18 protein-coding genes are annotated in these 20125 nt (G+C 38.7%); 15 read left to right on the top strand and 3 right to left on the bottom strand.

Annotation, left to right across the window (positions count from 1 at the left end; genetic code table 11):
* The first annotated feature begins 23 nt into the window (after nucleotides 1–23).
* From FFM63_RS06015 to FFM63_RS05970, 10 genes are all read left to right on the top strand, one after another.
* A complete protein-coding gene (locus FFM63_RS06015; protein ID WP_212741169.1) occupies nucleotides 24–2462 on the top strand; it encodes a glycosyltransferase family 2 protein in 2439 nt (812 codons plus the stop codon).
* Nucleotides 2463–2464: 2 nt separating this feature from the next.
* On the top strand, nucleotides 2465–4591 hold the full coding sequence (locus tag FFM63_RS06010; RefSeq protein ID WP_137609418.1) for a glycosyltransferase family 2 protein: 2127 nt from the start codon (nucleotides 2465–2467) through the stop codon (nucleotides 4589–4591).
* A 675-nt stretch (nucleotides 4592–5266) separates the two neighbouring features.
* Nucleotides 5267–6475, top strand: a complete 1209-nt coding sequence (gene mltG / locus FFM63_RS06005) for an endolytic transglycosylase MltG (RefSeq protein ID WP_443093089.1) — start codon at nucleotides 5267–5269, stop codon at nucleotides 6473–6475.
* A 97-nt stretch (nucleotides 6476–6572) separates the two neighbouring features.
* On the top strand, nucleotides 6573–7052 hold the full coding sequence (gene greA / locus FFM63_RS06000; RefSeq protein ID WP_137609416.1) for a transcription elongation factor GreA: 480 nt from the start codon (nucleotides 6573–6575) through the stop codon (nucleotides 7050–7052).
* A gap of 193 nt (nucleotides 7053–7245) precedes the next feature.
* Entirely contained in the window at nucleotides 7246–7968 is a 723-nt protein-coding gene (liaF, locus tag FFM63_RS05995; RefSeq protein WP_137609415.1) for a cell wall-active antibiotics response protein LiaF, read from the top strand.
* Nucleotides 7965–9038 (top strand): sensor histidine kinase, encoded by a 1074-nt coding sequence (locus tag FFM63_RS05990; RefSeq protein WP_137609414.1) that lies wholly within the window; start codon nucleotides 7965–7967, stop codon nucleotides 9036–9038. The genes liaF and FFM63_RS05990 overlap by 4 nt, the downstream gene beginning before the upstream one ends.
* Nucleotides 9039–9099: 61 nt before the next feature.
* Nucleotides 9100–9732 carry a response regulator transcription factor gene (locus FFM63_RS05985; protein ID WP_137609413.1) on the top strand — a complete coding sequence of 211 codons (633 nt, stop codon included), beginning with the start codon at nucleotides 9100–9102 and terminating at the stop codon, nucleotides 9730–9732.
* Nucleotides 9733–9866: 134 nt separating this feature from the next.
* Complete coding sequence (locus FFM63_RS05980) at nucleotides 9867–10532, top strand: potassium channel family protein (RefSeq protein ID WP_137609412.1); 666 nt, start codon at nucleotides 9867–9869, stop codon at nucleotides 10530–10532.
* An 11-nt stretch (nucleotides 10533–10543) separates the two neighbouring features.
* The gene (locus FFM63_RS05975; RefSeq protein ID WP_137609411.1) at nucleotides 10544–10837 is read left to right on the top strand and encodes a HesB/YadR/YfhF family protein; all 294 of its coding nucleotides are present in this window, start codon (nucleotides 10544–10546) and stop codon (nucleotides 10835–10837) included.
* Between the two features lie 11 nt (nucleotides 10838–10848).
* Entirely contained in the window at nucleotides 10849–11781 is a 933-nt protein-coding gene (locus FFM63_RS05970; RefSeq protein WP_137609410.1) for a glycosyltransferase family 2 protein, read from the top strand.
* Nucleotides 11782–11793: 12 nt separating this feature from the next.
* Here FFM63_RS05970 and FFM63_RS05965 read toward each other — a convergent pair whose 3' ends face one another.
* The gene (locus FFM63_RS05965) at nucleotides 11794–12741 is read right to left on the bottom strand and encodes a phosphoglycerate dehydrogenase (protein ID WP_137609409.1); all 948 of its coding nucleotides are present in this window, start codon (nucleotides 12739–12741) and stop codon (nucleotides 11794–11796) included.
* Nucleotides 12742–12828: 87 nt separating this feature from the next.
* Nucleotides 12829–13644, bottom strand: a complete 816-nt coding sequence (locus tag FFM63_RS05960) for a DUF1189 domain-containing protein (protein ID WP_137609408.1) — start codon at nucleotides 13642–13644, stop codon at nucleotides 12829–12831.
* A 162-nt stretch (nucleotides 13645–13806) separates the two neighbouring features.
* Here FFM63_RS05960 and FFM63_RS05955 point away from each other — a divergent pair, with 162 nt between their 5' ends.
* From FFM63_RS05955 to FFM63_RS05945, 3 genes are all read left to right on the top strand, one after another.
* Nucleotides 13807–14274, top strand: a complete 468-nt coding sequence (locus tag FFM63_RS05955; protein WP_137609407.1) for a GtrA family protein — start codon at nucleotides 13807–13809, stop codon at nucleotides 14272–14274.
* A gap of 72 nt (nucleotides 14275–14346) precedes the next feature.
* The gene (locus FFM63_RS05950; RefSeq protein ID WP_137609406.1) at nucleotides 14347–14955 is read left to right on the top strand and encodes a superoxide dismutase; all 609 of its coding nucleotides are present in this window, start codon (nucleotides 14347–14349) and stop codon (nucleotides 14953–14955) included.
* 235 nt (nucleotides 14956–15190) lie between these two features.
* Nucleotides 15191–16390 carry an LCP family glycopolymer transferase gene (locus tag FFM63_RS05945; RefSeq protein ID WP_137609405.1) on the top strand — a complete coding sequence of 400 codons (1200 nt, stop codon included), beginning with the start codon at nucleotides 15191–15193 and terminating at the stop codon, nucleotides 16388–16390.
* Nucleotides 16391–16589: 199 nt separating this feature from the next.
* On the opposite strand, the gene rlmD is transcribed toward FFM63_RS05945, so the two are convergent.
* Nucleotides 16590–17963 carry a 23S rRNA (uracil(1939)-C(5))-methyltransferase RlmD gene (gene rlmD, locus FFM63_RS05940; RefSeq protein ID WP_137609404.1) on the bottom strand — a complete coding sequence of 458 codons (1374 nt, stop codon included), beginning with the start codon at nucleotides 17961–17963 and terminating at the stop codon, nucleotides 16590–16592.
* 193 nt (nucleotides 17964–18156) lie between these two features.
* Here rlmD and recX point away from each other — a divergent pair, with 193 nt between their 5' ends.
* Both recX and mutY read left to right on the top strand, forming a co-directional pair.
* On the top strand, nucleotides 18157–18954 hold the full coding sequence (gene recX, locus FFM63_RS05935; protein ID WP_137609403.1) for a recombination regulator RecX: 798 nt from the start codon (nucleotides 18157–18159) through the stop codon (nucleotides 18952–18954).
* Nucleotides 18947–20098 carry an A/G-specific adenine glycosylase gene (mutY, locus tag FFM63_RS05930; protein WP_137609402.1) on the top strand — a complete coding sequence of 384 codons (1152 nt, stop codon included), beginning with the start codon at nucleotides 18947–18949 and terminating at the stop codon, nucleotides 20096–20098. Before recX ends, mutY begins: the two co-directional genes overlap by 8 nt.
* Nucleotides 20099–20125 lie beyond the last annotated feature (27 nt).

Here is a 20125-nt window from a genome sequence, read left to right as displayed (position 1 = left end):
TTTAAAATGAGGAGAAATCAATTGTGAACAATTTTTTTTCAATTAGACATACTCACTTCAATTTGTGTGACGATACAATTTTCATTGTGGAAGCTTGGCTAATCAATCATACTAAATTGTTAATACGCTATGGGGAGACAATGTGTCCATTTGAAGTGGAATATTTAGATAATATTAATGAAAGTACTGTAGGAAGGTTTGTGAGATTAACGATCCAATTACCTGCTGAACTGAGTGTTGGGCAAGACTTGGTGTTTTCTATGGTAAACGAAGATGACGAACAGGTCTTAACAGAACTTTCAACAGAGATTCTTTTACCGCAAAGAACCTCACAACTGGTATTTATTGACAAGCAAGAAGTAGACTATAAAAAAAAAGTACTTAAGGTTGAAGGATGGAAAGTTTCAGCCGCAGCAATGACTATCACTGTGGAAGATGATCAGAAAAAAGATTTATCTGCAAATATTGAACTGACTAGACGACGTGACATAGTTAGTTTATTTCCTGATAATCCATTTCCAGAAGAAACGGGTTTTACCATGGAGATCCCATTCGATAAACAAGTAAAAATCTATTTGCGTTTTTACAGTATAAATGGTGAATTGGTTAAGGAATTTCTCGTTTCCAAGACGTTACACCAAATAAAGAGACTAAAAAGTAATTATAATAAATTTCAACGCTATTTAGCTGACGAAGGGTTAAGCGCGACTTTGAATAGAGTACAAGGTAAGGTAATGCGCACACTTAAAAAGGAAACTTTTGGTCCGATATCATACAAGGATTGGTTGAAAAAAAATCAGGTAACGGAAAAGGAACTAGCCATGCAGAAAGAGCATGTCTTTAAGTTGCGACCTAAAATTAGTATTGTGGTTCCATTGTATAAAACACCAGAGAATTTTCTGGTAGAATTAATAGATTCTTTCAAAAATCAAACCTATGCTAATTGGGAATTGTGCTTATCCGATGGGTCTGGTCCAGATTCTCCAATGGAAGATTCGTTAGGTCGTCTAGCGGCTTCGGACGATCGAATCAAAGTGATTTATACAAAAAGACAAATGCACATTTCTGAAAACACGAATGTGGCAATCACGATTGCTACAGGTGAGTATATCGCATTTGCCGATCATGATGATACATTAAGTCCGAATGCGTTATACGAAAATGTTAGAGCAATAAATGAAGATCCAACAATTGATGTTCTGTATTCTGATGAAGATAAACTTGCTATTGATGGCAGTCTTGTTGAACCGCATTTTAAACCTGACTTTAATTTAGACTTGCTGCGTTCATTTAATTATATTACTCACTTTTTTGTAGTAAAAAAAGAATTAGCTGAGACTGTGGGGCCATTGGATTCAACCTATGATGGTGCGCAAGATTATGACTTTATCTTTAGATGTGTAGAGAAGGCAAAAAATATTCACCACATCAGTAAAGTTCTGTATCATTGGCGTATTTCTGAAGAATCTACCGCAGTAAATCCAGAAAGTAAAAATTACGCTGTGGAAGCTGGACGTTTAGCTATAGAGGCGCACTACAATCGTATAGGAATAAAAGCAAGAGTCATCGCTGGAAAGCAATTTGGAACTTATCGTACGATTTATTCATTAGATAGCGAACCATTGGTATCCGTTCTAATTCCTAATAAGGATCATATTAAGGATTTGAAAAAATGTTTGGATTCTCTGGAAAAAGTAAATACGTATAAAAATCTTGAATATATCATTATTGAAAATAATAGTATAGAACAGAAAACGTTTGATTATTATGATACATTAAAAGATACCAACGATAAGGTAAGGATTGTTGAATATAAAGGGCATTTCAATTATTCATCAATCAATAATTTTGGTGTCCAATATTCAACAGGGGAATTACTGCTTTTCTTGAACAATGATGTTGAAATCATTAATCCCGAATCTATTAAAGAATTGGTGAGCTATGCTATACGACCAGATGTTGGGGCCGTAGGAGCGCGCTTATATTATCCAGACAATACGATTCAACATGCCGGTGTTGTTATTGGAATGGGCGGAATCGCTGGACATGTTTTTGTAAATCAGACAGCAGATTTTACGGGCTACTTCAATCGAAGTATGGTAGCACAAAATTATAGTGCGGTTACGGCTGCATGCATGATGGTACCGAAAAAAGCTTTTATTGAAATCGATGGGTTCACTGAAGAGTTAGAAGTTGCATTTAATGATATTGATCTTTGTTTGAAATTGCGTTCTAAAGGCTACTTAGTCGTTTATAATCCTTTTGCTGAGCTGTATCATTATGAATCAAAATCTCGTGGTGCAGAAGATACCCCAGAAAAGATTGAGAGATTCCAAGGTGAAATCAAGATATTTGAAAATCGTTGGGGGAGTATTTTAGTATCTGGAGATCCATACTACAATCCTAATTTAACACTTAAATCACAAGATTTCAGCCTAAAAAACATTGATGTGAAGAGGTAATTATGGGAGACGTAATTTTAAAAAACATCGACAATATATATTATCGTAAGAAATCAAATCAGTTAATCGTTACTGGTTGGGCAATCGACACAATTCATCAACGATTACCTGAAATTGCAGTAGAACCTTCTGTTAAAGTAAACAGTAGTCAGGTTCGTGTAATGGCTAGAGGGGATGTTATTAAGGCATTCAATTTGCCGCCTTATGTTTCGGTAGGCTTTAAAGTTGAGATAGAATTGGTGGAAAAAAGTGGTGTAATTGTTCTTGATTTTCATCAAGGGGAACATAGTGTAAAAGAAGAAATTGATTTGAATAAATCGTACGCTAGTGATGAACAACCAAAATCTAGCAGCTTAAAAGTATTGTTTAGCAGACTCCGCCGCGGACTAGCTTATATTAAGCGAAATGGCTTATTGAACACATTTCGCCGCTTAAAAATCGAACAAAATAAATCAAATGAAACTTATTCAACTTGGATTTCACAAAATGAGCAATTGACAGGATTACAGCCAATTGATAGTGATATCAAAATTTCTATCGTAATCCCTGTATACAATATTGAGAAGAAATGGTTATCGGCCTGTATTGATTCTATTTGCCAACAGAGTTATGTGAATTGGGAATTATGTTTAGCAGATGATAATTCTACTCGTGCTGATGTATTTGAAACTTTAAGTGAGTATGAAAAGCTTGACGAGCGAATCAAGGTGATTTATCGCAATAAAAATGGTCATATTTCTGCTGCTACTAATTCAGCGATTTCAATTGCAACCGGAGATTTTATTGCTCTAGTTGACAATGATGATTTATTGGCTCCAAACGCGTTAGCTGAGGTTGTTACAGCAATTAAACAAAATCCGAATATTCGATTGATTTATAGCGATGAAGATAAAATAGATGAAAATGGAGTGCGTTCAGATCCTGCGTTCAAACCTGATTGGGCGCCGGATTTATTGATGGGAACAAATTATATTTCACATTTAAGTGTTTTTCATGGCAATACGCTAAGAACAATTGGCGGGTTAAGAGAAGGCTATGAAGGAGCACAGGATTATGATTTATTATTGCGCTTTGTTGAACAAATTTCGCCTAATCAAATTTACCACATTCCTAAAGTATTATATCATTGGCGTATGCTTAGGACATCTACTGCAATCAATCAAAATTCTAAAAAATATGCATTTGATGCAGGAAAACGTGCTTTAGAAGATGCGTTGCAGAGACGATCTTTACTTGGAAAAGTTGATGCAGGTCCAGCTAATGGTCTGTATAAGGTGCATTACGATATTCAGAAATCTTTCTTTGTTTCTATTATCATTCCAACTAAAAACGGCTATAATGATGTGAAACGTTGTGTGGATTCTATTATAGACTTGACTACATATCCGTATTATGAAATTGTCATTGCGGACAACGGCAGCGATGATAAAAAAATGGAAGAATTATATGAGAGCTATATCAAACAGCTGGGTGCTCAATTCCGTGTGGTTGAACTGCCGGGACCATTTAATTTTTCTCGAATCAATAATATGGCCAGTAAAGAAGCAAAAGGTGATTTTCTACTGTTCTTAAATAATGATACTCAGGTTATTGCTCCAAATTGGCTGACTGATATGGTTAGTGTGGGGCAATTAGAACATACGGGTGTTGTCGGTGCAAAGTTGTATTATGCAAATAATACAATTCAACATTCTGGTGTAGTGGTCGGGTTAGGTGGCGTTGCTGGGCATGTTCATTTGAACTATCCCAAAGGTGATTTTGGCTATTTTGGACGGTTAGCAATTAATGTTAATTACTTAGCCGTTACGGCGGCTTGCTGTTTGATTAAGCGAAATGATTTTGAAATGTTAGGTGGGTTCGATGAGACGTTTGTTGTTGCTTATAATGATGTCGATCTATGTATTCGTTGCTATGATAAATTAGGTAAATATAATGTTTTTATTGCGACAGCAGAGCTATATCATTACGAATCTAAATCTCGCGGTTATGAAGATACCCCAGAGAAGCAAGCTCGTTTTTTAGCGGAAGCTGAACATTTTCGGAATGATTGGATGAAGTATGTAGAAAATGATCCATTCTATAATCGTAATTTGACTGTTAGTGGTGGAGATTTCAGTGCAAGAGTGTAATGATAAGTATTTCATAAATTATTGTAAATAACAGGGTTTTGTAATCGTCTGGTAACAGCAAATCAAAGTAAGAACTATATAATTTCCTTAACTAAATAAAGTTTACATTTCACTCCTCTTTCATTTCATGTATAATGGTTTAAGTTATGACATGAAGTAAGGAGGAGTTGTTTTTTGTCTGAGGATCAAAATCAACACTCAGAAGAAGGATCTTTTAAAGAACAGATCATGCGGGCTTTAGAAGAAGGCAAAAAAAGTCGTGAAGTAGAAGCTGGTAAAAAAACTTCTGCTTACAGTGGAACGTCAAAAGAAAAAAAGAATGATAGCGATGACGACTTAGCTTCGTCTTATGAGCGTTTATTTGGTAATAGACAAAATAAGCAAGACACAACTGACTCTGAGAAAAAATCAAAATCAACTGAAAAAATAATTGAACCGCCGAAAAAAGCGCCTATCGTAGAAGATACAGTTCGTAGTGAGCCTAAATCATCAGCTAACAAAGCAATTCCACAAGAAACTGAAACTACAGGGATTGATGAAGGAAATGCTAGCAACAAAAATGTTCAAAAGATAGAAGCTTCAAAAGAAGCGGCGAAGCGGATCAAAAATCGACATTCAGAAAAGACGGCTTTGCCGGCAAAAGAAGTCGAAGCAGAAAAAGAACCCGAGAATGATATGAATGCTGAGACAGAGCCATCGATTTTCCATCGTCTAGGTGAAAAATTTGATGAGCTTCGTCATATGGAAGAAGAATTTGAAGAAGATTTAAGTGAGGAGAGCAATTTGAAACGAGCAGAACGTCGCAAAGAAGATCGAGTCGTCCGGAAAATTGTTTATATCTTGACGATCGGTATTTTGATCGTCGCTGGAATTTTAGCCATCTCAGGATATAACTATGTTAATGCCGGGTTGAAACCGTTAGATAAAAATGATAAAAAATTAGTACAAGTAGAAGTACCAAGCGGTTCATCCAATCGTCAAATCGGTGATATTTTAGAAGATGGAGAGGTCATTCGTGATGGGATGGTCTTCAATTTCTATACAAAGTTTAAAAACTTAACGAATTTTCAAGCTGGTTATTATCAGTTTTCACCAAATATGAGTTTGGATCAAATCAGTAAAGAATTACAACAAGGCGGCAGTGCCGAGCCATTGGATGATGCTTCAAAATTAACGGTCCCAGAAGGTTATGATGTAGACCAGATCGCTAGTTTGATAGCGAAGAAAACAGACTTCAAGAAAGAAGACTTCATTAAAGTAATGAAGGATGAAGATTTCTTTGATCAGTTGAAGACACAGTATCCAGATCTATTAACAGATGCAGGCAATGCGGAAGAAGTTCGTTACCGTTTAGAAGGGTATCTATTCCCAGCAACGTATAATGTTCATAAGAATCGCAGTTTGGAAGATTTGGTTACTCAAATGGTCGATACAACTAATCAAATCTTGACGCCTTACTATAGTCAAATCAAAGAAAAAGGTCTAAACGTCCAAGAAGTGATGACGTTAGCTTCACTTGTTGAAAAAGAAGGGGTCACTCAATCAGACCGTAAGAAGATCGCACAAGTCTTCTTTAACCGGATTGAAGCTCAAATGCCGTTGCAGTCGGATATTTCGATTCTTTATGCGTTAGGCGAACACAAAGAGCTTGTGACTTATAAAGATACGGAAGTGGATTCACCGTATAACTTGTATGTAAACTCTGGTTATGGACCTGGACCGTTTGATAATCCAAGTCAAGAAGCTATTTTGGCGGTGCTTGATCCGACAGAAACGGAAGACTATTACTTTGTAGCAGATATTACAACTGGGAAAGTTTATTATGCGAAGACATATGAAGAGCATATGGAACTGGTTGAAAAATATGTTAACAATGACAAATAAACAATTTACATTATAAGCATTACGTGGTAATCTTTTGTGGATTAAATCTATAAAGGATTACCTTTTCGTAATCTTATTTGATTGAAGGAGAATTAGTATGGCAGAAAAAGTATATCCGATGACTCTAGAAGGAAAAGCGAAGCTAGAGCAGGAATTAGAAGAACTAAAAACAGTAAAACGTGGAGAAATCATTGAAAGAATTAAAATCGCCCGCAGTTTTGGCGATTTATCGGAAAACTCCGAATATGAATCAGCTAAGGATGAACAAGCTTTTGTAGAAGGCCGAATCAATACTTTAGAAAACATGATTCGTTTTGCGCAAATCATTGATAATGTTAATGTTGATGCTGACGAGATTTCAATTGGTAAAACGGTGTCATTTATGGAATTACCTGATGATGAAGAAGAAGAATATACGATTGTTGGAAAAGCAGAGGCTGATCCAATGTCAGGTAAAATCTCAAATGATTCGCCAATCGCACAAGCGTTGATCGGTAAGAGTGTTGGCGATGTCGTTACGATTTCAACACCAGGCGGGAACATGGAAGTTAAGATCACTAAAGTGACACAAAATTAGCAATACTGAAAGAGGCGCTGGTCGTCTCTTTTCTTTTAGCAAAATTTTGGAAAGCGATTCAGACAATTTTTTATTTTCTAAGACTGAGCAAAAATGAAATCTTTTGGTTAAGGTTGCGACTTTAGACCGATAGTATTTAGAAAATAAAAAAAGTAGAATAGGGTATAAATAAAAAAGTTGGAGGAGAGACAAAATGAAAAGTCCATGGCGCTTTTTTATTGTGATTGAAGCTTTGCTTGCGATATTCTTATTATGGCAATTGTCTTCAAATCCTGCGATGTTGATCTTGCTGCTCTTTGGAGCGTTGAATATATATTGGGCATTACGCAACCACCAACAGCGGAAATTTCAGCTGATCTTAGGTTCAGTGATTTTGATCATCTGTTTGGTGAATAGTCCAGCGACTTGGCTGATGTTGGTTTTTGCGGTGATCTTTCTTGGTCTTAAAGGCTTTGAAATTGCGGGGATCTCAATGCCAAACCGTTCTATGAAGACGAAAAAAAGTATCGTGATGGTCGAAACGACGGATCCGACTAGCCATAATGGCGAGCGGAAAAAACAAAATTGGATTGGTAATGATCGAATTGGGACACAAGTCTTCGAATGGGATGATATCAATGTTGCGATTTTAGCGGGTGATACGATCGTTGATTTAGGCAACACGTTACTGCCAAAAGACGACAGTGTCGTGATCGTTCGTAAAGGATTTGGCCGGACACGAATTTTGGTGCCGTATGGGATTGGGATTCTTTTTGAGCACGCTACGTTGTATGGCAAAGTTATTTTTGATGACGAGTTGCAGGTGCTGCGCAATGAAACGATTAAAATATACAGCGAGGATTATGATGAAAGTCCGCGCAGACTAAAAATCGTGACGAATACGTTAGTCGGCGATGTCGAGGTGATCCGCGCATGATGGGGAAATATTCTCGACTGCAGATCGCCCTTTACTTTGGGCTGATCTCCTTTTTCTTATTTTTGACTACACTGTTTTTATACATGTATGCGATTGGCAAGCAGCAGTTATTTGCACAATTATTTATTGCACGAATTTTTTATATGCCATTATTTGTCCATATTATTGTGATCTCATTGACAGTAAGCGCGGTAATCTATTTCTTGTTGACCTTTTTAGAAAAACGGCAACTAGGAAAACTCGAAAGGAAGCTGCAAAACTTAGCTTCGGGAAATTATGATCAGCCTTCGTTAGATGTCGCGATCACACAAGATAAAGAGATGTTGATAGTCGACCATGATATCAAACGAATCAAAGAAAAATTGGTCAGTATGTCGCGGGAACTGCAGCAATTGAGCAGTCAGCCGCAGATGGTCGATGGAACGACAAAAGAAAAGATTTTAGAAGAAGAACGGCATCGCTTAGCTCGTGAGCTGCATGATTCTGTTTCGCAGCAGCTTTTTGCGGCGATGATGATGATGTCGGCGTTAAATGAGCAGTCGCAGTATTCGGAAGAATTGGAGCCGTATAAGAAGCAGCTGGCGATGGTTGCTGATATTATCAATGCGGCACAATCAGAAATGCGGGCATTATTGCTACATCTGCGACCAATCAGTTTGGAAGGGAAAAGTTTGCGGCAAGGGATTGAGCAATTATTAAAAGAGCTGCAGACGAAAATCCAAATCAAGTTGAAATGGGACGTGCAAGATATCCGGGTTTCAGCTGGTATCGAAGATCAGTTGTTTCGCGTCGTGCAAGAATTGCTTTCGAACACATTGCGTCATGCCAAGGCGAATGAATTGGAAGTGTATTTAAAAATAGTCGGTCAGAATATTTTGCTGCGGGTCATTGATGATGGCATCGGTTTTGAAGCAAAAGATGAGCACGCAGGAAGTTATGGTCTGCAAAATATTCGTGAGCGGATCGCAGGCGTCGGTGGTTCAACTAAAATAATCAGCTTTAAAGGACAAGGAACGAGTATTGAAATCAAAATTCCAGTCGTGAATGGGACGAGTCCGACCGATAATTGATGTTACGCATAGAAAGAACATTACTGGAAAAAATTTATGGATAGGAACTGGGAGGCAGAAGATGATACGAGTGCTATTAGTTGATGATCACGAAATGGTTCGGTTAGGCGTTTCTTCTTATTTATCGATTCAAACCGATGTAGAAGTCGTAGGCGAAGCAGAAAATGGCGAGGAAGGCTACGAGAAAGCTATGGAGCTTCTACCAGACGTGATTTTGATGGACTTAGTAATGGAAGTGATGGATGGGATCGAATCGACTAAGAAAATTTTAAAAGATTGGCCCGAGGCAAAAATCTTGATCGTGACCAGTTTTATTGATGATGAAAAAGTTTATCCAGCAATCGAAGCTGGAGCATCGGGTTATTTACTGAAAACATCGACAGCACATGAAATCGCCAATGCTATTCGTAAAACCTATGAGGGCGAACGAGTGCTGGAACCGGAAGTAACGACGAAGATGATGGAACAGTTATCCAATCGCAACCGTCATGTTCTGCATGAAGAACTGACCAATCGCGAACAAGAGATTCTGTTGCTGATTGCCCAAGGCATGAGCAATCAAGAAATCGCTGATGAACTGTTCATCACGTTGAAAACAGTCAAGACGCACGTTTCAAATATTTTAGCAAAATTAGAAGTGGAAGATCGAACACAAGCTGCGATCTATGCCTTTAAACACGGGTTGATAAAATAGAGAGTCCATCTCTGTTTTATTGACCCGCTCTTTGTTATACTAAATAAGTAAAAGTTCAACTAAAGGTTGCATCAAATGACGATCTGAAGTTTGGTGAAGCTGAGCAAAATAAATGAATACAATAAGGAGATACCATGAAACAAAGTTTTGTCATTATTGGTTTAGGAAGATTTGGCGGAAGTATTTGCCGGACATTGATCGAATCAGGACAAGAAGTTCTGGCAATTGACAGCAATGAAGATCGAGTGAATGAATATATGAACATCGCAACCCATGCAGCAGTTGCTAATGCACAAGATGAGCTGACACTGCGCTCGTTAGGGATACGCAACTTTGATCATGTAATCGTGGCGATTGGCGAAGACATCCAAGCCAGCATCTTAGTAACACTGATGGTCAAAGAAATGGGCGTCCCAAATATTTTAGCTAAGGCGCAAAATGAATACCATGCGCGAGTATTAGAAAAAATCGGTGCAGATCGGGTAGTCCACCCAGAACGTGATATGGGTCAACGAATTGCTCATAATTTGATTTCTAAGAATATTTTAGATTACTTAGAGTTGTCCGATGAATTTTCACTGGCTGAAATCAATGTGACCAATCGAAAATTTTATGGGAAGACGTTGGATGAATTAGATTTTCGTCAGCGTTTTGGTTTGAATGTGGTGGCGATCCGCCGCGACAAACAAGATCCTATCGTTACGCCGGCTGCAGAAGAAATCGTGCAGAAAAATGATCATCTAGTTGTGATCGGCCGCGATGAAGATGTCGATTTTTTGGATGAAAAAATGAATGGATAGGTGGTTTTTAAATGAAATTAACAATAACACCCCAAGCCCAAGAATGGTTCAAACGAGAACTTGAATTTGCGGAAGGCCAAGGCATTAAATTTTATGGCAAAGTCTATGGTAAGACACAGGTCCACGATGGCTTTTCAGTTGGAATGGCAGTAGATTTTCCAGAGAGCCCATTGATTGAAGAAAAGGTAGATGATCTGCTGTTTTTTGTTGAAGAAGCAGACGAATGGTTTTTCAAAGGATTTGATCTAGTCGTGGACTATGATGCAAAACTAGATGAACCGAAATATGAGTTTAGTCAAGCTTAGGAGTGACTTGAATGCTATCAGTAATTGTTCCTTGCTTTAATGAAGAGGAAGCCATTCCTCTTTTTTTTGCGGAGATGGAAAAAGTAAAAAAGAATATCGTCCATGAATTTGAATATGTTTTTATCAATGACGGTTCAGCTGATCAAACACTGGAAGTATTGCGCAAGTTAGCTCGAACTCATCATTTTGTCCGATATATTTCTTTTTCACGAAATTTTGGCAAAGAGGCGGCGTTATATGCAGGGCTACAAGCAGCAACAGGGGAGCTTGTGACGGTGATGGATGTTGATTTACAAGATCCGCCTGAGTTATTACCGCAAATGATTCAGCTGATCGAGACGAAAGGGATCGATTGTGTTGGCACACGCCGTGCGGACCGCACAGGCGAACCGCCTATTCGAAGCTTTCTTGCAAAAAAATTCTATCAATTGATCAATCAGATCAGTGATACTGAAATGGTCGATGGGGCCCGAGACTATCGTTTGATGACGAGACAAATGGTCGATGCGATTTTGGAATTGACAGAGCACAATCGTTTCTCTAAAGGCTTGTTCAGCTGGGTCGGCTTTGAGACTGAATATATTTCTTTTGAAAATCGGGAACGTGCAGCTGGCGAAACTTCTTGGTCTTTCTGGAAATTGTTCAATTATTCGATCGATGGAATCGTTAACTTTTCAGATGCTCCGCTGAACATCGCTTCTTTTGTCGGCGCTTTTTCTTGTATGGCATCGGTCATCGCAATGGTATTTATCATTGTGCGAGCATTGCTTTTTGGCGATCCAACAGCTGGGTGGCCATCATTAGTGACAATTATTTTATTTATCGGCGGGATACAATTATTATGTATTGGAATCATCGGGAAGTACATCGGAAAAATCTTTCTGGAAACGAAAAAACGACCCGTCTATATTGTCAAGGAAACAGAAAAAAAGTTGGAGCAATAGACTCCAACTTTTTTAGTACCCGCGTTGCAACTCAACTTGATTGACTGCTAGTTCATTCGTTGCTACATAATTTTTTAGATTGGTTAAGAAAATCTGCATAAATTTATTTTGGAAATCGACGGTCATCCCGGAGATATGCGGGGTGATCAAGAGGTTGTCCAATGTCCAAAGCGGGCTTTCTTTAGGTAAGGGTTCTTCTTCAAAAACATCTAAGGCGGCAAAGGCAAAATATTTTTCTTCCAGAGCAGTCAGCAATTCTTTTGTATGAACGGTATCGCCTCGGCCGACGTTGATAAAAAGGGCCTCTTTTTTCATTTTTTCAAAAATATCGCTGTTGAAGATATGATAAGTTTCATCCGTTCCCGGCAAGATCCCAATCACGATATCCATTCCAGGAACAATTTTTGCTAAATTTTTGATCGAGTAGGTCTCAACAAACCCGTCAGCTGGATGTCCCGTTGTATTGATCCCATAAACATTTACACCGAGACTGCGGATCGATTTTGAAAGTTGTTGGCCGATATGTCCCGTTCCGACAATCAATAAATTTTTTCCGGCAAGCTGGTCATAGTGAATGGCATCGTGGTCCCATTTCTTTTGTTCTTGGTTCTTCACCGCTTGATGAAGTCCACGGTAATAACCTAGCAAGACACCAATGATGTGTTCACTGATCGACAATGCGTGGATTCCGCTGCCGTTGGATAATAAAATATTTTTTGCTGAAAATTCAGCTAAAGGCAGAGAATCGATCCCAGCTGAGATGGCCTGCACCCATTTTAGTTGATTTGTTGCTGACAGTTGATCGTTGAATTCTTTTGACCAGCCGACGGATATTTCTACTGCTGAAAATTCTTCTGGAGTGATTGCTGTTTTGATTTGATAAGCCGGTGCGATTGCCTGAATTTTGTCGATAAATTCTTCACGGAATGTTCGTTGTAAAAAAATAATTGGTTTTGTCATAAGGAGCCCTCATTTCTTTTTACTAGAAATCTCAATTTAATTTTATCAAAAATTCCGAAAAAAAACTGCTTACAAAATCGCAAGCAGTTAATTGGTCGGTAATTCAATTTTGGGAAAATAGTTGATGACTCGGAAAAAGATAAATAAACTAATAAAGGTGATCAAGATACTTGAATCAAAACTAGGTTGGAATAACAGCACGATCGCGGCTAAGATCGTTGGAATCGTGGCGCAAAAGATAATTGTTTTAAAACAATCAAAGAATTTTACTTGCCGTAGTCTTAGTTTTGCTACGATCATACCAGCAAAACCAGCAAAGACCAAGGTCACGAATAAATTGATGAAGGAAGGGTAGATTCCTGCTACCAACATCACCAGTGGTGTCCAAATCGGTATCTTCAAATCTTTCAATTCGCTTCTCAGCTTATCACCAGTCATACTATTTAGCGGCTCTTGACTATAAGAAAATTTCAAAACATTGTCGCCAAATAGTGCGGAACTAACACCGCCGTAATCAGGCAAGACAACGAGTGCCTGTTTTTTTAATAGTCCAATGCTAAAGTAATTTCCAACGAGATCCTTTTCAATATCTTCTTGCGTCCGTTTGTTTTCAGGGTCGAAGGTCAAGATAATTGAATTCGTTTGATAGATGAAGCCTTTTTCGGGCTCTGTCGTTTTGATCTCACCATTTTCAATTTGAAAATCGGGAATCTTTTTGACGATTTTCAGACTGTCGTTTTTGATTTGATCCATTACTTGCAGTGCTTGATGGACACTAGGAATCGCTAAAATCAGACTCAAACCTAATAAATAAACAATCACCTTCCAAAAGGATGTGTTTTTAGCATTTTTCAGATCTTCGAAACGAAAAAGAGATCCTTTGATTAATTGACGAAATGTCATGTGATCGCTCCAATCTTTTTATACAAGAGCCATTGTAGCGAAGTAACGTTGAAATAACAAGGCGATCCGTAAAAAAGTAAAAAGAAATCAAGAAAGAATTGACTAATATTTCCGGCTTCGTTATCTTATTTTAAGAAGAACAGAACAAGAAAGTGAGTAATTATGAAAATCTACCGTCTGTTTAAGGACTATTTAATAGAAAAAAGACTCTGGGAAGTCTTTATTTATTTATTTTTTGGGGGATTAGCAACAGTCGTAAATATCGTATCGTTTACACTATCTTATCAAGTGTTTGACTTGAATTGGCCAATCTCAAATACTATTTCTTGGGTATTTTCGGTCCTTTTTGCTTTTGTGACTAATAAAGTCTGGGTCTTTCAATCAAAAACCGAAAGTTTTAAGGAACTGATTTGGGAATTTAGCAAATTTATTTTTGCCCGCGTGGTTTCTTTCGGACTTGATATGGCTGCGATGTATCTCTTGATCGATTTGCTCCATACAGGCAATTTGATTGCTAAACTAATCACTCAAATCATTGTTGTGGTCGCCAACTATGTTTTCAGCAAAGTGTTTATTTTTAAGAAGGTCGAGATCATCGAGGATAAGGAAACGAATTCCTCACCGCGGTAGGCATATCTTTTGAAGAACAGCGCATTGTTTGATACAGTTAAGATGTAAGATATTTTAAGGAGGAATTGAATAATGGCTTATACTTTACCAGATCTACCTTATGAATACGATGCGTTAGAACCTTACATTGATGTTGAAACGATGCACCTGCATCATGACAAGCATCATAATACTTATGTGACTAATTTAAACGCTGCGATTGAAAAATATCCAGAATTAGCAGAACAATCGATAGAAGAACTAGTAATAAACTTAAATGAACTACCAGAAGACATCAAAACAGCCGTTCGTAACAATGGCGGCGGACATGCAAACCATAGTTTCTTCTGGAAAATCATGGCACCAAACGCTGGCGGTACACCAACTGGCGCCATCAAAGTGGCGATCGATGAAGCTTTCGGCAGTTTTGAAAAAATGAAAGAAGAATTTAAAACAGCGGCAACTGGTCGCTTTGGTTCTGGCTGGGCATGGCTAGTATGGAACAATGGCAAGTTGGAAATTACTTCAACTGCTAACCAAGACAACCCATTGACAGACGGCAAGACACCAATTATTGGTTTAGATGTTTGGGAACATGCATATTATTTGAAATATAAAAATGTTCGTCCAGATTACATCGCAGCTTTCTGGGATGTTGTAAACTGGGAGCAAGCAAACGAAAATTTGGCAGCTGCTAAATAATTTGAATATAACGGAAAGACTGTTACATAGGTCTTTCCGTTTTTTTGTTCTTTTGTTAAATTTTTATGTCCTTCCTAAAATCTTCATAAATATATGGTATAAATCAACTTTGAAGAGCAAATGATCGATTCTTTTAAGGTTTTATTACATAAAATAAATTATTTTTGAGCGGTAGTTGAACCATTAACCGATCTATGAGAAAATAAAACGTAAAAATCGTTGATAGAGGTGTGCCATGAGTCGTTGGAAAAAAATTGTTATAGGATTACTTGTCCTACTGAATCTGGTTGTAGGCGGGATCACGTATTATGCAGTCCAGGTGACAGCTGATGCAAGTAAAATGGTCGATAGTATTCGCCAAACAGTCAAACGAACCAGTTTGAAAAGAGAAAGTGGCGAGAAGCCTAATATCAACGATGCGGAACCTTTTTCGATTTTGCTCGCGGGAGTAGATACGGGCGATTTAGGGCGTTCAGATCAAGGCCGTTCAGATAGTATGATGGTAGTGACCATTAACCCTAAGCAAAAAAAATCAACGATCGTCAGTCTTGACCGAGATATTTTAGCCAAGATCGTCGGCTACGGCACGAACGATAAACTGAATCATGCGTATGCTTTTGGCGGTGTAGAGATGTCAATGGACACGATTGAAACCTTGTTAGACATCCCATTAGATCATTATGTGTCGATCAATATGCGCGGCTTGAAAGATTTAATTGATGCAGTCGGTGGGATCGAAGTAAATAATAAGATTGATTTCACCTTAGATGGTATCCATGTAAAAAAAGGCAAGCAGACGTTAAACGGTGAAGAAGGTTTGGCTTATGCGCGGATGCGTTATGAAGATCCAGAAGGGGATGTTGGCCGCCAACGACGCCAACGAGAAGTTGTAACCAAAATTTTGCGTAAAGCGATGTCGATCGATGGAGTCGGAAATTATCGCAAGATCTTAAAAGCAGTCGAAAAAAATATGGTAACAGATTTATCATGGGATGACATGATGGATATCGGAACTAATTATTTATCGGCCTTTGATACGATCAAGCAAAAACAATTAGTCGGCAAGAGTCAAATGATCGATGAAGTTTACTATCAGATTCTAGGAACAGAAGAATTGCTAGGTATTCAAAATACCTTGAAGAAACAATTAGGCCAAGCAACTGCGGAAACATTACCGAATCTTGAAGAGGCAGACGCTGACAGCTTGTTCTACGACGATTCTGATGGGGGAGCTAGTGAAGACTCGAGTCAATATGCCCCAGGCTATGATGATCCTAATAATTATGACAGCGGTACTTATAGCGATTCTTCAAGTACGGATAATGGTTATCAGCAGTACGATGATTCTACGAGTGAGCAGTATACAGATCCAAATCAAGCGGGCTATGGGGAGAATGCGGATGCACAATATGGACAACCGGCAGTAGCTTACTAATTACTAACTAGGTAAGTAAAAAAGCTTTTTAATAAGTAAGACAACTGAGAAAATTTCCTAAATGAGTATCTATGAAAAAGGCGTATGACAATTTTGTCATACGCCTTTTTTTCGAATAAATAGTGAAAAGTAGCTCTTTGCAATGAGCCGAAATTTCATACTTATTTTTTGAAGCCAGCACTTCTGTTTTAACTTCTTTTTATTTTTGAGATAATTTCACGACCACTTCGCAACGAGCGGTTTGTGGAAACATATCTACTGATTGCAGGTAATCTACCTGATAAATTTTAGTAAGACTCACTAGGTCACGTGCTAAAGTTGAAACATTGCAAGAAATATAAACCATTTGCGGACTAGGTGACTCTTGGATCGCTTTTAACAACTGATCATCTAAACCCGTTCTCGGCGGATCAACGACGATCGCATCCGGTGCGAAACCTTCTTTTAACCATTTTGGCAAGAGACTCTCAGCCGTTCCAACTTCGTAATGCGTGTTGGTCAGATTCATCGTTTCAGCATTTTTTTTCGCGTCGTCGATTGCTTGCGGGATGATATCCATGCCGCGCACTTCTTTTGCTTGCTTAGCTAACGACAGACCGATCGTTCCGACGCCGCAATAAGCATCCACGACTGTTTTTGGTGTGGATAGATCCAACGCCGCAATGGCTTCTTGATAGAGCACTTTCGTTTGCTTGGGATTCAACTGGAAGAAAGCACGCGGTGAAAGTTCAAAGCTTACTTCATTGATTTTTTCATTGATTACTTCTTTGCCCCAAAGATGGATGGTTTCATCACCCATCACAACTGAAGTTTTTTTGTCTTGGATATTTTGCATAATAGAAACAACTTCTGGCAGTCGGTTGGTGATTTCACGGATCAGCGGATTGACTTTTGGCAGTTTTTTCGTTTTTGTGATCAACACTACTTGCACTTCGCCAGTTTCGATTCCGATTCGAACCATCAAAGTACGCATGATACCGGCATTGGTCCGCTCATCGTAAATCGGTACGTCATATTTAGTTAATAAATTTGTTACCGTATTGATGACTTTTTGAGTAGTCGGTTCTTGGACGAGACAGTCTGTCAGAGGGACGAGTTGATGAGAATCGGCTCGATACAATCCGGCTTCGACTTGTTTCGTTTTTTGGTTTTTCCGCAATTGAAATTGTGCTTTATTACGGTAGTGCCAAGGATCGTCCATTCCCAGTGTATCTCGTAATTCAAATTGTTGATAGCCTGCTGGTTTGTATTTTTCCAAAGCTTGTTGCAATAGATCTTTTTTGAAGTCTAACTGTTTGTTGTAGGCTAGATGCTGCAGTTGACAGCCGCCGCATTCTTCATAGACGGGACAAGGTGGAGTGATCCGATCAGGACTTTCTTTCGTGATTTTTACTAAGCTGGCTTCGGCAAAACGCGGAGTTGCTTTTGTGATTTTGGCAATGACCGTTTCATTCGGCAAGGCACCAGTCACAAAAATGATCAGCCGCTTATAATAGGCGATGCCTTCGCCGTTAATGCCCAGCCGTTTTATTTTTAAGGTTAGTGTTTGATTTGGTTTTAGTTGAACAGCCATAGGGAGCCTCTTTCTTAAATTTATATTTTCAGCTTTTTATGTCCTTCATTTTAGCATATTTTTAGTGCTTGGCTGATTATCTATGATAGAATTAATTTTTGTGAGCAACAGCTGGATATCTTTCAGTTAAAAAGAATTTTTTCTAAAGATAAACATATAGTAAAGATACTTGGTTAAAAGAGGAGGACACAAGATGTTGACAGTAGTAAAGATCAGTCAAGGTCGCGGGCCTTATTACAAAGTTGAATTTTCTAATGGTGAAAAACTGCGATTGTCAGAAGATACTGTCGTGCGCCACCGTTTACTCAAAGGACAAGAACTGACCGAAGAAGCATTAGAAGCCATCAAGCAAGAAGGTAAAGAAGATCTAGGATTTCAATTAGCTTTGAATTATTTAAGTTATCAATTACGGACAGAAAAAGAGCTGCATACTTACTTAAAGGACAAAGAGATCGAACAAGCGGATCGGAAAAAAATCATCGAACGGCTCAAGGAAATAAATTTAGTAGATGATCTTATTTACAGTGAAAGTTATGTTCGTACGCAAATGCGCCTAGGGGACAAGGGCCCGCGTGTTTTGCAGCAAAAGCTAAAACAAAAAGGTGTGAGTGACAATAACATCCAACAAGCACTTTATCTTTATGAAGAGGATGAACAATTCCAAGTCGCTTTCCACACCGCTCAAAAGGCATTGAGAAAATTTCATCGCAGCAGTCAGCGAGAAGTGCGGCAAAAACTGCAGCAATTGCTGATGACCAAAGGATTCAATGGTGATATTAGTAAAAGTGTCTTAGCCGAGATCGACTTTTCTGATATTTTGGATCAAGAGACGGATGCACTGGAATTGCAAGGAGAGAAATTATGGCGGAAAAATCAGCGTTTTGAGCCGGCGAAAAAACGCCAAAAAGTCAAACAGAGTTTGTATCAAAAAGGCTTTCAACTAGATCAAATAGACGCCTTTATTCAAAGAAAAGAGGCGGCCGATGAGTAAAAATTGGGAGCGCTGGGACAAACAAACGATAGCTGATTTTCAAGTTGATTTTCTTTCTTGGTATCAACAGGAAAAACGAAATCTTCCATGGCGGTATGATCAAGATCCTTATCGTATTTGGATCTCAGAGATTATGCTACAGCAAACTCGAGTGGATACGGTGATCGATTATTTTTATCGGTTCATGGAGGAATTTCCGACGATCCAAGAGTTGGCCAATGCGCCAGAAGATAAATTATTGAAAGTATGGGAAGGCTTAGGCTATTATTCCCGCGCGCGTAATTTACAAACAGCAGCAAAGCAGATCATGACAGAATTTAATGGTGAATTTCCTACAACTGTTGAAGCGATCCGCTCGTTGAAAGGGATCGGGCCTTACACAACCGGCGCAATCAGCAGTATCGCTTTTAAAATTCCAGAACCTGCGATCGACGGCAATGTGATGCGAGTAGTCAGCCGTTTATTTTGTATCGAGGCTGATGTCGCTAAAGCCAGCAGTCGTAAAGTCTTTGATGAAGCGATGCGGAAAATCATCAGCCAAGACCAGCCGGGAGATTTTAATCAAGCGTTGATGGATCTAGGTTCAAGTATTTGTACCCCCACTAGTCCGCAGTGCGAAAGCTGTCCTATTCAAAACTATTGCCAAGCGTATCAAGAAAAACGTCAAACCGATTTTCCTGTCAAATCAAAAAAACAAAAACCTAAAGATGTTTACTATATCGCAGGGATCATTGAGAATCAGCAGCAAGAACTTTTTTTGCAGCGTCGACCTGAATCCGGTCTGTTAGCCAATATGTGGCTGTTCCCACTAGAAGAAATCTCAAAGACAGCGTTTCAAGAACTCCAGAAACGCTACGATCCAGCTGCTTGGGATCTGTTTTCCAGTTCTTTAGTTGCTGAAGACAATCCGGCTTTTTTCTCTGAGCAAGCGGTTGTCTGGCAAAAAAAAGTACTGGGGGAGGTCAAACATGTCTTTAGCCACTTGCGTTGGCACATTTTAGTTTTTTATGGGCGCAATACAGCACCAGTGACGCTTGCAGGCCAATGGATCCAGCCAAAAGATTTTTCTGATTATGTCTTTCCAAAGCCGCAGCAAAAAATGCTGGAAGTTTTTGAAAATAATTTAGCAGACGACAAAGAGTAGTAGGCAATCTTACATTTTATTGCTATA

The organism is Enterococcus pingfangensis (assembly GCF_005405205.1).
GTDB classification, from domain to species: domain Bacteria; phylum Bacillota; class Bacilli; order Lactobacillales; family Enterococcaceae; genus Enterococcus_A; species Enterococcus_A pingfangensis.
Note: the sequence above shows the minus strand (reverse complement) of the source record. Positions and strands in the feature narration are given on the sequence as shown.

Excerpts from the sequence above, each read along its gene's own strand:
- FFM63_RS05945 (WP_137609405.1), top strand. The coding sequence starts at position 15,191 with ATGAGTCGTTGGAAAAAAATTGTTATAGGATTACTTGTCCTACTGAAT.
- rlmD (WP_137609404.1), bottom strand. The coding sequence starts at position 17,963 with ATGGCTGTTCAACTAAAACCAAATCAAACACTAACCTTAAAAATAAAA.
- FFM63_RS05950 (WP_137609406.1), top strand. The coding sequence starts at position 14,347 with ATGGCTTATACTTTACCAGATCTACCTTATGAATACGATGCGTTAGAA.
- FFM63_RS05960 (WP_137609408.1), bottom strand. The coding sequence starts at position 13,644 with ATGACATTTCGTCAATTAATCAAAGGATCTCTTTTTCGTTTCGAAGAT.
- FFM63_RS05980 (WP_137609412.1), top strand. The coding sequence starts at position 9,867 with ATGAAACAAAGTTTTGTCATTATTGGTTTAGGAAGATTTGGCGGAAGT.
- recX (WP_137609403.1), top strand. The coding sequence starts at position 18,157 with ATGTTGACAGTAGTAAAGATCAGTCAAGGTCGCGGGCCTTATTACAAA.
- mltG (WP_443093089.1), top strand. The coding sequence starts at position 5,267 with ATGAATGCTGAGACAGAGCCATCGATTTTCCATCGTCTAGGTGAAAAA.
- FFM63_RS05985 (WP_137609413.1), top strand. The coding sequence starts at position 9,100 with ATGATACGAGTGCTATTAGTTGATGATCACGAAATGGTTCGGTTAGGC.
- mutY (WP_137609402.1), top strand. The coding sequence starts at position 18,947 with ATGAGTAAAAATTGGGAGCGCTGGGACAAACAAACGATAGCTGATTTT.
- FFM63_RS05965 (WP_137609409.1), bottom strand. The coding sequence starts at position 12,741 with ATGACAAAACCAATTATTTTTTTACAACGAACATTCCGTGAAGAATTT.
- FFM63_RS05955 (WP_137609407.1), top strand. The coding sequence starts at position 13,807 with ATGAAAATCTACCGTCTGTTTAAGGACTATTTAATAGAAAAAAGACTC.
- greA (WP_137609416.1), top strand. The coding sequence starts at position 6,573 with ATGGCAGAAAAAGTATATCCGATGACTCTAGAAGGAAAAGCGAAGCTA.
- FFM63_RS05975 (WP_137609411.1), top strand. The coding sequence starts at position 10,544 with ATGAAATTAACAATAACACCCCAAGCCCAAGAATGGTTCAAACGAGAA.
- FFM63_RS05970 (WP_137609410.1), top strand. The coding sequence starts at position 10,849 with ATGCTATCAGTAATTGTTCCTTGCTTTAATGAAGAGGAAGCCATTCCT.
- FFM63_RS05990 (WP_137609414.1), top strand. The coding sequence starts at position 7,965 with ATGATGGGGAAATATTCTCGACTGCAGATCGCCCTTTACTTTGGGCTG.
- FFM63_RS06010 (WP_137609418.1), top strand. The coding sequence starts at position 2,465 with ATGGGAGACGTAATTTTAAAAAACATCGACAATATATATTATCGTAAG.
- liaF (WP_137609415.1), top strand. The coding sequence starts at position 7,246 with ATGAAAAGTCCATGGCGCTTTTTTATTGTGATTGAAGCTTTGCTTGCG.